Source organism: Snodgrassella sp. W8158 (genome assembly GCF_016100435.1).
Taxonomy (GTDB): domain Bacteria; phylum Pseudomonadota; class Gammaproteobacteria; order Burkholderiales; family Neisseriaceae; genus Snodgrassella; species Snodgrassella alvi.
Genome location: NZ_JACFSM010000004.1, coordinates 104,182 through 118,819 on the forward strand (window position 1 = coordinate 104,182; position 14,638 = coordinate 118,819).

Consider the following 14,638-nt stretch of genomic DNA (forward strand, 5'->3'; position numbering starts at 1 on the left):
ATTCCTCTTTTTCAATCTGCTATTTGTCAGATATCTGACCGTCCTGATTAATTTCGCTTAAGTTGCGCCCTTTGGTTTCCGGTAACAGCAATACGCTAATGACCACGATTGAATAAGCCCAGCTGGCATCTATACCGATGGCGGAACCCAGCGACATTGAAGCACTCATATGCCCGACCAGAAATGGAAATACTGAGGAAAGAATACGGCCGAAGTTATAACAGAAGCCTACTCCGGCACCTCTGTACTTCTGCGGATACAATTCATTAAATAATGCGCCCAGACTGGAAGGAATACCGGCAGCAAAAAATCCCAGCGGAAAACCCAGAAACAGCATCTGGGTATTGGTTAAGGGGACAAACAGATAAATACGTACAGTAATCACACAACATATAGCAAAGCAGGCAACATTAAAACGCCTGCCAATTTTGTCGATTAAAACTGAACTGGCCATACAGCCACACCAGAAGGCAATGATGATTACTGCCAGATAAGCACTGGAATTGAGCACAGAAAGGTGGCGTTCTGCTTTCAGATATGTAGGCAGCCACGACATGATCGCATGATAACCGCCATGGGCGCCCAAACCCAGTAAACCACCTAGTAAAGTAGTACGAATCAGTGAAGGAGAAAAGATGCCGAACAGTGCTTCGGTAATAGGCATGCTGTTTTCGTTTTTCGAAACTACGCTAGTTTGTTTTACCGGCTCCTGTACATGCCGGCGTACATAGAAAATCAGTAATGCCGGCAATAAACCAACTGCAAACATGATGCGCCAGGCGAAAGTTTCCGGAGCCAGACTGAATACAACGGAAAACAGTATAACGGCCAGTCCCCATCCCACTGCCCATGCACTTTGTACTGTTGCCATCACTTTGCCGCGATACTGGCTGGAAATGGTTTCTGCCATCAGTACAGCTCCGGCTGCCCATTCACCGCCAATACCAAATCCCTGTAAAGCTTTCAGCGCCAGCAACCAGTGATATTCGGTAACAAATGCCGCCAGAAATGTAAAAATTGCAAACCATATAATCATAATTTGCAATGTTTTAACGCGTCCGTACCGGTCTGAAAGAGCTCCTGCAAACCAGCCACCCAGTGCTGAAGTGACAAGTGTGGCACTACTGAATAAGCCGGCCTCCCCTTTACTGATAGCAAAATATACAAGTAGTGACGGAATCACCAAACCAAACATCTGTGTTTCCAGAGCATCGAGTGCCCAGCCACTAAAGCATGCCCAAAAGGTTTTTCTTTCATTTCCTGATACTGCTCGGTACCACGTAAACATAAAGTTTCTCTTTCTTTATCTAATTTAGAGAAGATCAATTTGTTGTGCTTGCAGCAGAGATAGAACTTAACTTTTAAAACTTTATGTCTTTAATTTACGCTTAATAGCATTTAAAGCCAATAAAAAAACATAATGTTATTCAAAACAAAATAAAACAGATAAAATTTTTCATTAATAACCCTTTTTTTGATAATCAATCTATTAAACATTAAGATATACAAGATTTATCTTTCCAGATATATACACTAGTATATTAATCTTTTTCCATTTAACTACAATTATATACAATAAAGTTTTGATTTTAAGCAAATCTTTAAGTCTTTATTGCACACAAAGGTTATTAATTAATAAATTATTTTAATTCTAATAAAATTGGTACATTTTGTGCACCTTTTTTTCTATTACATTTGTTTTAGCAACAAATTATGAAAATTTATTCTTAATAAAGAATATTATATTAATAATAATATTTTTTTAAAAATAAATACCAATAAATATCCAATATCTATCCGTAGTTGTCCCTGACAAGCGTTAAAACATTCATTTTATTTGGCATACAATTTATGCAAATAATATTAAATGATTATTATGGTGAATGAACCATTTTATGGTCAGACAATATATATTTTTATTTTATTTTTATAAAAAATTATATATATCTTTGTCTTGATGTTTATTTATAATCCATCTTATTCTCCCTGAGTTTAAACTTTGATTAAATTAAAACAAACCCATATATCAGATTATATTTTTAAACAATATATCTAATCAAATTAATTTTTACATAAAAAATTTAATTTTAACATTAAATAATTTTACTTTATTTATTGCTATAATTTAAGGTTTTTAATACCGCTGAAATTTTTTTCAAAAATTACCTATAAAACAGATGAAAGTTTTGAATTTGATAATAAATATAGTGTATGAATACTAAACAGAATAATTTCTGCAATTTCCATACCTGATAAGATTAAGAAACCGAATTCCATTTTTTATAATTTATTAAAGTTAATATGAAATTTCAGCTAAGAATATTTTTATTTGCACCTTTATTTTATTTTTCAGTAAGCAAACACTCTATTTTTTAATCATTTAAACCCACCAATGTTAATTGTGAGAATGTGCTGTAATACTCCTCTTCCCAGTATTGGTTTTAAAAATAATTATTTTCTTTATACAAACTGACTTTCTCTTACTTCGTGATTATCTAAATACGAATTCAATAATTATTTATTTTCGGGCAAATATACAGTGGAAGAAAATAGCTATGTTTTCAAATATCAATCTTTATACAAGATTTTCAGGATAATTCTGTAACAGCAATTATTATTATTCTCTAAAACTGTAGTGATGAAAAAAACACCATCAATACTGGCGAAGTAATATTAACAATAAAACCAAAGCTGATTGCCACCGGTACAGCAGTAATGCCGCCGGAAGACTGTATTACCGGCAAAGTAAAATCCAGACTGGTTGCACCACCTACGCTGACGGCTGTAGTAGGATAACGACGCATCAGTACGGGAATAAAAATAAGCGCAAAGAATTCGCGTGCCAGATCATTAAACATGGCAATACTGCCCCAGACAGCCCCGTAAGCCTGACTCATGATAATGCTGGAAAGTGAATACCAGCCATAACCGCTGCTAAGTGCCAGCCCTTTACTTACAGACACATCAGGCATAATCAGGGCAAATAGCAAACCGCCAAGCAGGCTGGCCAGTGTGAATAATCCGGCACAGATAACGCCGCGGCGATTGAGAAATACCTGATGCAGGGTAATGCCGCTGCTGCGCAACTGCATGCCCACCAGTAAAAGTAAAATTATCAGCGCTTTATTAACAGCAGCCAGCGGGCTGCCCAGCCAGTCAAAAGAGAGGTAATTGCCGGCGATCAGCCCTGCAAGCAGACAGCCAACCTGCTTGAGACTGCCCATAATACTGGTATTGCCGGACTGGCCTGTTTGCTGCTGCCGGTTCAGCCGCCACGGATAACGACGGTCAAACCAGATAAATATCAGGAGGTTGGCTGCGATAAGGCAGACGAATAATACCGCTACAGTTAAGCTGATATTAGCCAGTTGTGCGCCCAGATCGGGCTCTTGCGCCAGAGATAATCCTATTAGAAATAAAATCAGATACACCAGCCATGCCAGCCCGTAATTCAGCCAGTTTACAACCCGTGCCGGCGTGGGTATGCAAAATCCGATAAACAAGGGAATCAGGATGATTAGCAGGGAGATTAAATGTTGCATGGATAATTGTGTACGGCAGAATTAGGGATAATAAACGGTTTAGCTACAGGCAGGTACAAAACAGGCAGCACATTGTGTGACAATGGCTGCCTGTGAAATACACGTTCAGGTTTTACTGGTCAACGAAAGCGCGTTCGATAACGTAGTCACCACGCTGCCCCATTTTCGGGGAAATAGTCAAACCAAAACTATTAAGTGTTTCACAGCTGTCTCTGAGCATTTCGGGGCTGCCGCAAATCATCGCCCGGTCGTCAGCAGGATTAATCGGCGGCAAGCCAATGTCGGTAAACAGTTTACCCGATTTCATTAAATCAGTCAGGCGTCCGTGATGGATGAAATCTTCCCGGGAAACCACCGGATAGTAAATCAGTTTTTCACGTACTAATTCACCCAGATATTCATGATTGGGTAACTCTGTGGTGAAATGATCAAAATAGGCCAGATCTTTTTTATAGCGCACGCCGTGAATCAGAATAATTTTTTCAAACTGTTCATAGATGTCCGGATCTTTGGTTACGCTGAGAAATGGTGCCAGACCGGTACCGGTAGACAGCAGATACAGATGTTTGCCGGGGTTAAGGTCACCGACAATCAGGGTACCGGTGGGCTTTTTACTCACCAGTACTTCGTCACCCGGTTTCAGATGCTGTAAGCGGCTGGTTAACGGACCATCCTGTACTTTAATACTGAAAAAAGCCAGCTCTTCTTCCCAATTGGCACTGGCAATACTGTAGGCTCTCATCAGGGGTTTACCGTCTACCATCAGACCAATCATCACAAACTGACCATTCTGAAAACGTAATGATTCGTCCCGTGTGCAGGTAAATGTGAAATATGCGTCTGTCCAGTGGTGTACAGACAATACTTTTTGTGTGTTATAGGCTGCCATTAATTATCCATGGTTAAGGAAAGCGGTATTATTAGCGTAAACCGAAAACACGCCAGCTTTCTGTTGCCATTCAGGGACATTTTATGCTCTGGTTGCTGACGTAAGGTGTGAATTTTAAGACAATTTGATGTGCTGTTCAATGGGTTTTAGAGTATTCACTTTAATAAAAGTACTCTGTTTCAGGCAGTTTTATCTAAACAGCAGTAAATATATCAACAGGTTGCCATAAATATAGCAACCTGTTGATGTTAAGCTGGTTTATCCGCAGTTACAGACGGCCATGGCACAGTTTGTATTTCAAACCGCTGCCACACGGGCACGGATCGTTACGACGAATAACAATACCGCGTGCTTCCAGAGCTTCGGGGCTGAAATCTTCATCTTCTGCTGCATTATCAGCAGCGAATACTTCTTGCTGCTCTTCTTCAGAGGCCGGTTGAAAACGCACTGAAATCAGCAATGAAGCAACGGTATGGCGAATATTGCTCCACATGGCCTGAAACATTTCAAATGCTTCACGTTTGTATTCCTGTTTCGGGTTTTTCTGGGCATAACCGCGCAGATGAATACCCTGACGCAGGTAATCCATATCGGCCAGATGTTCGCGCCAGCGGCTGTCAATGATTTGCAGCATGATGTCGCGTTCAAATTTGCGCATGGTGTCGATGCCAACCAGTTCGACTTTATAAGCATAATCTTTTTCTACTATATCCAGCAGACGTTCAGAAATGCTTTCGTTGTCGAGGCTGTTGTCTTCTTTAAGCCAGTCATTGATGGAAACTTCAATGTTGTAATCAGCAGCCAGTTTGTTTTCCAGACCGGAAATATCCCACTGCTCCTCCATACTATCCGGCGGAATAAAGCTGTCTACAGTATCAACAATTGCATCATGGCGTATTTCCTGCATCATACCGTCAATATCGTTGCTGGCCAGAATATCGGCACGCTGATGATAAATAACCTTACGCTGGTCGTTGGCTACATCATCGTATTCAAGTACTTGTTTGCGCATGTCGAAGTTACGGTTTTCGACTTTGCGCTGTGCTCCTTCAATCTGACGGTTGAGCATTCCGGCTTCTATGGCTACGCCGCGTTCAGGAGCCAGACGGTTAAGAATGGCTGTTGCACGGTCAAGTGCAAACAGGCGCAACAGCGGATCTTCAAACGACAGGTAAAAGCGGCTGGAACCGGCATCACCCTGACGACCGGCACGGCCGCGCAGCTGATTATCAATACGGCGGCTTTCATGGCGTTCGGTACCGATAATGTGTAAACCGCCAGCTGCAATCACGGCATCGTGGTCAATCTGCCATTGCTGCTGTAATTTGTCGATTTCGCTTTTTTTCGCTTCTTCGGTGAGGCTGTCGTCGGCATTAATGGCATCTATTTGCGGCTTGATATTGCCACCAAGCACAATATCCGTACCACGACCGGCCATGTTGGTGGCTACGGTAATCATGCCGGGGCGGCCTGCCTGAGCAATAATATCCGCTTCACGCGCATGTTCTTTGGCGTTGAGAACATTGTGCCTGAGGTGCTCTTTATCCAGTAAGGCGGATACCAGTTCGGAATTTTCAATACTGGTGGTACCAACAAGGATTGGCTGACCTTTGGCATGGCGCTCTTTGATATCGGCAACCACAGCTTCGTATTTTTCTTCGATAGAACGATATATCTGGTCGTTCAGATCTTTACGTATCATCGGGCGGTTTGGCGGGATGATAACGGTTTCCAGACCGTAAATATTCTGGAATTCAAAGGCTTCGGTGTCGGCAGTACCGGTCATGCCGGCCAGTTTGTCATACAGACGGAAGAAATTCTGGAAAGTAATGGAAGCCAGTGTCTGGTTTTCTTTGTTGATTTCCACACCTTCTTTGGCTTCAACAGCCTGATGCAGACCATCAGACCAGCGCCGGCCGGCCATCAGGCGGCCGGTAAATTCGTCAACAATAATTACTTCCCCATCCTGTACCACATAATGCTGGTCGCGCTGGTAGAGTGTATAAGCACGCAGCGCAGCCATCAGATGATGCATCAGCATGATATTGGTGGTGGAATACAGGGAATCGCCTTCCTGCAGTAATCCCATTTTGGTGAGAATCTGCTCGGCATGCTCATGCCCCTGATCACTGAGCACTACCTGCCGTGCTTTTTCGTCTACCCAGTAATCGCCCTCACCGTCTTCGCTTTTTTGGGCAATCAGCAGTGGCGGAATCTGATTCATTACCTGATAAAGGGTGACGTTATCGTCAGCCTGACCGGAAATAATCAACGGTGTACGGGCTTCGTCAATCAGAATGGAGTCTACTTCATCAACTACTGCAAATGACAGCTCACGCTGCACTTTTTCGCTTTGATCACTTACCATGTTATCGCGTAAATAATCGAAGCCGTATTCATTGTTGGTACCGTAGGTAATATCAGCCAGATAAGCGGCTTTTTTATCGGCATGATCCATGTTGCTGATAATGATGCCGACAGACATGCCCAGAAATTCATACAGCGGACGCATGATTCCGGCATCACGTGCAGCCAGATAATCATTCACGGTAACTACATGTACGCCTTTACCGGTCAGAGCATTCAGATAGACGGCTGTCGTGGCAACCAGTGTTTTCCCTTCACCGGTACGCATTTCGGCAATTTTGCCATAATGCAGTACCATACCGCCGATAAGCTGCACATCAAAATGCCGCATACCGAGTACACGCTTACTGGCTTCACGGCATACGGCAAAAGCTTCTACCAGCAGGCTATCGAGTTTTTCTCCATCAGCCAGACGTTGTTTGAATTCAGCAGTTTTAGCCTGTAGTTCAGTATCGCTTAAAGCTTGAAGTTGTGGTTCGAGCGCATTGATTCTGGATACTTCTTTACGATATTGTTTCAAAAGCCGGTCGTTGCGGCTTCCGAGAATTTTTTTTGCTAAGTTTTTCAACATAAATCAACAGTCCGGCACCTGCTGGCGCAATAAATAGTAAGCTGGAAATAGGAGATTTTAACACAAGCGCCTACGCTGCTGTGCGGCTGTTTGCATGCCTGTGTCAATTATGTGCAATCTGAAGCTGTTCAGAAGTTACTGATTGCTGTTTATGGTGCTTAATATAATGGTAAAACCCTTTTTTCCAAGCATTGTCTGACACAACAGAAGCTGTTCATGTCTTTAACGCTGCTATATGAAGATGAAAAAATTTATATGCAATACCGATTATTACTGTTCCGGCAACTGAATTTTGTTTAAAAATAATTGATTGCACACCAGTAGAAGGATATTGATTCATAATCAGAACTGAATAAATATTATTTATATTTCTTTAATTTTGTCATCCTGATTAAATTATTTTTTATCATTGCTTAAAGCGTCTGACAAATACACAGGCTGAAATAGCTCAATTGCTCTTTTCACTTAAACGGCGCAGTGCTGCCGCTAGCTCTGGATGATGTGTTAAAGCCTGTGCCGAACGTGCCAGCGTATCGCGCGCCACAGGGCTTAAACTGGCATGCTTTACTGCTTCGGGTTTTGATTCTGCCGGCTGAACTTTAACCTTTACAGTTTCAATTGAAGCATCAATCTGCCGCAGTTGCGGCAATAATGCCGGCAACACCATACGTAAACGTGAAGCAGCCATACTATTTTGCGCAATCACCACCAGACAGCCGGTGCGTACACAGGCAACATTAAACTGAGTTCGCATACTTGCCGGCAACTCTTGTTTCAGACAGTTACTCAGGCGTTGCCAGTGTGCGGATTGCTGCAATAATTGATTAAGCTGGGCGTTTTTTTTGCCGAATTGATTCAGGTTCATACTGCCATACTAACTTAATTTGCCGGTGACATCAGAATATTTGGTTTAGTTTGAAAGTTATAGCTAAGTTTACACTCGTTATATCAGGAGCTGATTTTATCCGGTGATTAAAAGCCGTTTTCCATAATAATCTGTCCCGGTACTCTGTTACGGTGCATGCTATACCCCACATCCAGTAAGGTCTGAAAAGTATCGGTGACCATGGCCGGATTACCACACAGCATAAAACGGGTTTGTTCAGGGTTGAAATTCAAACCCAGTCCCTCTGCCAGCGTACCATTCTGCAATAATTGCGGCAGACGCTGACCGAGTGCTCCGGCAGTAGGTTCACGGGTAACCACCGGCTGGTAAGTCAGTTGATCTGTATATTCGCCAATCAGAGGGTGATGGATTAACTCGTTTATATGCTGGCTGAAAATCAGTTCATTGGCATGTGAAACGGAATGTACCAGTCCGATATGCCGGAAACGTTCCCAGACAGCAGGCTGTTGCAGCATAGACAGAAACGGCGCAATGCCGCTGCCGGTACTGAGCATGATCAGCTGCTCGCCATCAGTAAACCGCCCTGGCAGAAAAAAGCCAAAAGCGGTTTTATCCAGCAATATAGAATCGCCCGCCTGCAATTGTGCCAGCCGGGCACTCATCGGTCCGCCTTCAATCAATACCACAAAGTATTCGAGTGTATCTGCATATTCGGCAGATACAACAGAATAGGCACGCCAGATAAAACCTGCGCCGTCTCGAAAACCCAGACGCGAAAACTGACCGGCACTGAAGCGATAGGCTTCAGGCCGGGTGATGGCAAAAGTCAGCAGTTTAGGGGTATGCTGTTTGACCCAGAGTACGGTTTCTTCAGTAAATTTGGCTTCTGCGGCAGCCTGCATGCAGTTATTCCTGTGTGTGTACCACCGCCTGAGCGGTGACAGTATGATTACAGTCTGATATCGATATCCTGATATTTTCGGCTGGCTTCGGTATGACTGATTTCAATACCATCACTTACTGCCCATTTTCCATCATTAATACGCTGGTATTGCAGGCTGAAACTGCCATCACCGATTTTATGCAGGGTAAAGGTTTCGCCCGCCGGAATATAAAAGGTGCGTATAGCAGTAAATTTACCGGCGTGCAATTCGTATAATTGGGCAAATACCGGCGATTGCAAGGAGGTGGCATGTACGACAATATTGTTATTGCCGCGCTCACGCAAAATCGGATAGCCGGATACATAAGCAGCTTTAAGCGGGAAAAGCTGTCCATTGGGTGCCGCGGTAACTGGCATGCTGCTCTGTTCATTAACATTATTAGCCGGCGGATATGCCAGCCTCCACCACACTCCGCCCATAGCAATCAGTACGGCAATCCCCACAATCCATAACCAGCCATGACCGCGTTCGTGCAGGTCAACAACTTTATCCTGATGGTTAGGCAATAAAACCGGAGGCGCAAATGGTGTCTGCCGGCGCGCCAGCAATGCCGGTGACAACCTTGCCTGCAGGCTTTGCCGCGCAATCCACACATCATGATGATGGCGCTGCTCCGGATCAGACAATACTGCATATGCTTTATTAATCTCAGCCATACGCTGATGTGCCTGCGGATTATGCGGATTGCGGTCAGGATGGTATTTTTGTGACAAAGCCCGATAGGCCGCACGAATGACTTCGTCGGATGCCCCTTGAGCAACATTTAATACTTCATAATAATTGTGCACGGATTTTTCACTTACACAGGTTAAATCAAGGTATTGAGTGCATGATTGATATCATCCCAGATATCTTCAATATCTTCGATACCGGCTGAAATACGCAGCAGGCCTTCACGGATGCCCAGTGATTCTTTAACTTCTTTACTCATGCCGCTATGCGACTGGCTGGCACTGTGATTAATCAGGCTTTCGACGCCGCCAAGGCTGGCCGCCATCCGAATCATGCGCAGATTTTTTATCACACTATTGGCTGCTTCACGACTGTTCTGACGTAAATAAATGGAGACCACTCCGCCAAAACCATGCTGCATCTGTTTACAGGCGATATCATGGTGTTCATGTTCCGCCAGACCCGGATAAAATACTTTTTCTACCGCAGGGTGCTGCTGCAAGCGTCTGGCCAGCTCAGCCGCATTGGATAAATGCCGGTCCATACGTACAACCAGTGTTTTGATACCGCGTAATACCAGTGCACAGTCCATCGGACCGGCCACGCCGCCGGTATTAATACTTAAGGCACGTAATAATTTTGCATGTGCAGGATCTTTTACCACAACAATACCCATCAGCACATCTGAATGTCCGCACAGGTATTTGGTTGCGGAATGAAAGACGATATCCACACCCAGATTCAGCGGATTCTGTACGTAGGGTGTCGCAAAAGTATTATCCATACCGACAATGGCACCGGCAGCTTTGGCTTTAGCAGACAGTTCGGCGATGTCTACCAGACGCAGCAGCGGATTACTCGGGGTTTCCAGCCATACCATTTTTACTTTGGTCTGTGCCAGTATCCGGTCCAGATTATCCGGATTGGTAAGATCGGCAAAAATAACGTTAACACCCCACTGGGCATATACTTCGGTTAATAAATCATAAGCTCCGCCATAAATATCGGCTACCGCAACAATGGTATCACCCGGCCGCAGAAAAGTACGCCACACAGCATCGATTCCGGCCATACCACTGCCATAGGCAAAACCGGCACAGCCATTTTCCAGCTCGGCGACTGTGTCTTCAAGTACTTGCCGTGTCGGATTGGAAATACGCGCATAACGGAACGGAATATTTTCGCCGATTTCATTCATGGCGAACATGCTGTTCTGATAAATAGGCGGCATTAGGGCACGGTTATGCTCTTCCGGCTGATAACTGGAATGGATGGTCTGTGTGGCAAATTTCATATTTTCTCCGTTTGATTACTGGTTTTGCTGTTCAGACAGCTGTTTATACGGGTAACGGCATTAATACTGAGGCTGCTAGTTTAGCACGCACTCTGGTTATCAGGCAGCATGCTGTTTCTTTTACACTAATCCCGACTGATTTGCTCGGAATTAAGGCATACAGTATAATTTTATGCCTTATATGCCGGCGGTTTCTGTGGTTTCACTATACTGCGCCGGCTGGATTCAGATTTGTTTTGCAAGGAAAAGTATCAGAATGGACACTATTGCCGACGTGCAAAGCAGTGTTGATAAACGCAATATGCCAATCAATCAGGTTGGTGTGAAAGGCTTACGCCTGCCGCTGAGTATTATTTGTGCTGCAGGTAAACAACATACTGTTGCTGATTTAACCATGACTGTGTCACTGCCGGCCGAACAGAAAGGCACACATATGTCACGCTTTATTGAGTTAATGCAGACACAGCATGACAGTATTGATTTTGCTGTACTGCGGCAGCTGACTGCCGCCATGTTAGAAAAACTTCAGGCAACGGCTGGTAAAATCAGTATGCGCTTTCCTTTTTTCCGGCAAAAGCAGGCTCCGGTAAGCGGCATTTCCAGCCTACTGGATTATGAAGTGGTACTCAGTGGCGAAATTCAGGCTGGTATTTATCAGCAAACATTACAGATCATTATTCCGGTTACCAGCCTGTGTCCGTGCAGTAAGGAAATTTCTGCTTACGGGGCGCATAATCAGCGTTCACATGTCACTGTTACGCTGGTATGCACTGAATCAATTGCTGTTGAAGAAATTATTGATCTGGTAGAACAACAGGGTTCATGTCAGTTATACGGTTTGCTGAAACGGCCGGATGAAAAGTATGTTACTGAATATGCTTATGATAACCCCAAATTTGTTGAAGATATGGTTCGTGATGTTGCTACCGCGCTAAAAACTGATACACGTATTCAGTCTTTTACTGTAGAAAGTGAAAATTTTGAATCTATTCATAACCATTCTGCCTATGCACTGATACAATACCCGTAAACTGATTGTTTGCAGACTTAGCTTTATCTGGTAAACGAAATCAGAAAGCACTTAAGGGGAGATAATGACTACCCTTCGGTTCTGCCGGTAGTCATTTTCTTTGTTGATTGTTCAGGTTGAAATTACACTGGTTACAGTGACCATTTTTTATGTATCACAATCCTACCCGTTCTCGTGTCTGTATGGCTTCCCTGTTAAAACTGCTGTTTATGCTGCTGGTATTGCTGCCGGGGCTGAATAGTGCGGTACTGGCTGCGGACAATAAAAATTTATTACCGCCGGAACAGGCTTTTGTACCGGAACTGATTGTTCATAATCAGGATATTCGTGTACATTTTGTTATTGCCGACGGCTATTACTTGTACCGGAATAAAATTCAGATTACTACTGAGCCGGCGGGTATATTTGGTGAAGGACAATTTATCCGGCAGGGGCAGCAAAAGCACGATGAGTTTTTTGGTACCCAGCAGGTTTACTACAATCAAGCAGATGCAGTCTGGCACTATAAGGCAGATGCACAGACTGTTCCGTATCAGTTAACTTTATCTTATCAGGGCTGTGCAGATGCAGGAATCTGTTATCCGCCGGTAGAAAATACATTTACCATCAGCCGTACCGGCAAATATCGTATTACGCCACAATCAACACATATTCAGCCAGTCCCGCCGGATACTTTTACTGACCCTCCGGTTAAAGCTCCGCCACCGGAGTGGTCAGGCAGCTCAGGCGGAGACAGTCTGTTTCAGCTTTCCCGCGCAACACTGATTACCAATTTAATGACTTTTTTTATTGCCGGGATGGGATTGAGTCTGACAGCATGCATGTATCCGCTGCTGCCGATAGTATCAGCCATCGTTATGGGTACCCGCCGGAAAACCACTAAATTGCGGGCATTTATTCTGTCATTTGTTTATGTACAGGGGCTTGCTTTTACCTACACTATTGTTGGTATTGTTACTGCCCGTACCGGTGCGTTTCTGACCGGATGGCTGCAACAGCCTGCGGTAGTGCTGGCTGCCGCAGCCATACTGGTGATACTGGCTTTATCAATGTTTGATTTATACAGTATTCAGTTGCCGGCACGCTGGCAGACGTTTTTTCAGCGGGTCAGCGGCCGCTTTCATGGCGGACATTTGCTCTCTGTGCTGATAATGGGGGCATTGTCAGCGCTGATTGTCGGTCCCTGTGTCGCACCACCTCTGGCTTTTGCACTGGGTTATATTGCGCAGAGCGGGGATGCTGCTCTGGGCGGCATGGCTCTGTATGTTATGGCGCTGGGTACGGGCATTCCGCTGATTCTGATTTCTGTATTCGGTGTGCATATTCTGCCCCGTGCCGGTAAGTGGATGATTGGTGTCAAATATCTGTTCGGTCTGATGCTGCTGGGTGCAGCTACCTATATTGCCACTCCGTTTCTGAATTACTATCTGGTAGTCACTATTTATACTTTGCTGATGCTGATACCGGCAATCTATTTAGGCTGGCAGTGGTATCATTCATCAGCACGTCAGCGCTGGTTTAATGCGATTATCGGTATACTGTTTCTGGCTTGCGGGATTGGTTTTGTTTCTGCCAGCATAATGAACTGTGTGACGCCTTTACATCGTTTTCTTACTTTAACACCGCCAAACGGTCAGCATTTTGGTCGTTATTTCGATAAGCCGGAACAATTGCGTCAGGCTATGCAAGAGTTGTTTGATGAAGATCCGAATAAGCCGGTACTGGTAGATTTTTATGCAGACTGGTGTATATCCTGCAAGGAAATGACCGCATTTACTTTAAGTAAAGCTTCAGTCAGACGGGTAATTGAAGAAAAGCGTTTTTTGCAGATTGATGTAACCAATAATACGCCGGCACAACGCAGAATGATGCAACGCTATGGTCTGTACGGACCTCCGGGATTATTTGTTGTACACAGAAACGGCTATCGCAGCCAGCCACTGATTGGCTATGTACCGGCATCAGAATTGTTAAGCTGGTATGACAAACAAGTACAGAAAGCACAATAAATTCACAGCCTCTTTGCTTGCAAAGAGGCTGTTGCACAGAGAATTAACAGTGCATACTTTTTCTGTTTGAGTGTGTTTCAATCCTGATAATGACGATCAGCCACTTTCAAAGCGCGCCGTGCCAGTGCCAGATTGGCTGTTTTGCGGTCGAGTACCATAAACATAAACACACCTTGAACATTCTTCATCGGCCGTAATAAATAATATTGTTTATGCAGGCTGATAAGAATATCGTCTATAGCATCTTCATTGTTGTCCTGACCATAAAGGCGCTCAATAGCTTTTATTTCTGAACGTACAATTTCGGTATTGCCGGCGGACAGAATGTCAAGATCCATACCTGACGGACTAACCCCGTCTATAAACATTCCGCTTTCATAATCCACGACAGCACACGCCATGACACCTTTAGTTGCCGCTAACTCACCAATGACGCCATCAAATCTCACTGTGATATCCTTCTTTATATTGCC

At 44.1% G+C, this 14,638-nt stretch carries 11 protein-coding genes; 2 read left to right on the forward strand and 9 right to left on the reverse strand.

The genetic code is table 11. From position 1 onward, the window contains the following. Positions 1-19: 19 nt before the first annotated feature. From H3V11_RS09620 to H3V11_RS09655, 8 genes are all read right to left on the reverse strand, one after another. Complete coding sequence (locus tag H3V11_RS09620; RefSeq protein WP_084549702.1) at positions 20-1,288, reverse strand: MFS transporter; 1,269 nt, start codon at positions 1,286-1,288, stop codon at positions 20-22. 1,336 nt (positions 1,289-2,624) lie between these two features. Continuing rightward, positions 2,625-3,542 carry a lysine exporter LysO family protein gene (locus H3V11_RS09625; RefSeq protein ID WP_198211559.1) on the reverse strand — a complete coding sequence of 306 codons (918 nt, stop codon included), beginning with the start codon at positions 3,540-3,542 and terminating at the stop codon, positions 2,625-2,627. Between the two features lie 112 nt (positions 3,543-3,654). Further along, on the reverse strand, positions 3,655-4,431 hold the full coding sequence (locus tag H3V11_RS09630) for a ferredoxin--NADP reductase (protein WP_084562489.1): 777 nt from the start codon (positions 4,429-4,431) through the stop codon (positions 3,655-3,657). A 268-nt stretch (positions 4,432-4,699) separates the two neighbouring features. Beyond that, positions 4,700-7,369 (reverse strand): preprotein translocase subunit SecA, encoded by a 2,670-nt coding sequence (gene secA, locus H3V11_RS09635; protein ID WP_084585976.1) that lies wholly within the window; start codon positions 7,367-7,369, stop codon positions 4,700-4,702. 448 nt (positions 7,370-7,817) lie between these two features. After that, entirely contained in the window at positions 7,818-8,234 is a 417-nt protein-coding gene (locus H3V11_RS09640; protein ID WP_198224678.1) for a DciA family protein, read from the reverse strand. Positions 8,235-8,341: 107 nt separating this feature from the next. Then, entirely contained in the window at positions 8,342-9,118 is a 777-nt protein-coding gene (locus H3V11_RS09645) for a ferredoxin--NADP reductase (RefSeq protein WP_084550758.1), read from the reverse strand. Positions 9,119-9,165: 47 nt separating this feature from the next. Beyond that, positions 9,166-9,948, reverse strand: coding sequence for a J domain-containing protein (locus H3V11_RS09650; RefSeq protein ID WP_198224679.1), 783 nt, complete (start codon positions 9,946-9,948; stop codon positions 9,166-9,168). 20 nt (positions 9,949-9,968) lie between these two features. Further along, on the reverse strand, positions 9,969-11,126 hold the full coding sequence (locus tag H3V11_RS09655; RefSeq protein ID WP_025329993.1) for a PLP-dependent aspartate aminotransferase family protein: 1,158 nt from the start codon (positions 11,124-11,126) through the stop codon (positions 9,969-9,971). A gap of 256 nt (positions 11,127-11,382) precedes the next feature. Between H3V11_RS09655 and folE2 the strand changes: the two genes are divergently transcribed. Next, positions 11,383-12,156, forward strand: coding sequence for a GTP cyclohydrolase FolE2 (gene folE2, locus H3V11_RS09660; RefSeq protein ID WP_084550769.1), 774 nt, complete (start codon positions 11,383-11,385; stop codon positions 12,154-12,156). 149 nt (positions 12,157-12,305) lie between these two features. Further along, complete coding sequence (dsbD, locus tag H3V11_RS09665) at positions 12,306-14,165, forward strand: protein-disulfide reductase DsbD (protein WP_232335808.1); 1,860 nt, start codon at positions 12,306-12,308, stop codon at positions 14,163-14,165. Positions 14,166-14,242: 77 nt separating this feature from the next. On the opposite strand, the gene H3V11_RS09670 is transcribed toward dsbD, so the two are convergent. Beyond that, positions 14,243-14,614 (reverse strand): hypothetical protein, encoded by a 372-nt coding sequence (locus H3V11_RS09670; protein WP_078474622.1) that lies wholly within the window; start codon positions 14,612-14,614, stop codon positions 14,243-14,245. Between the last annotated feature and the right edge of the window lie 24 nt (positions 14,615-14,638).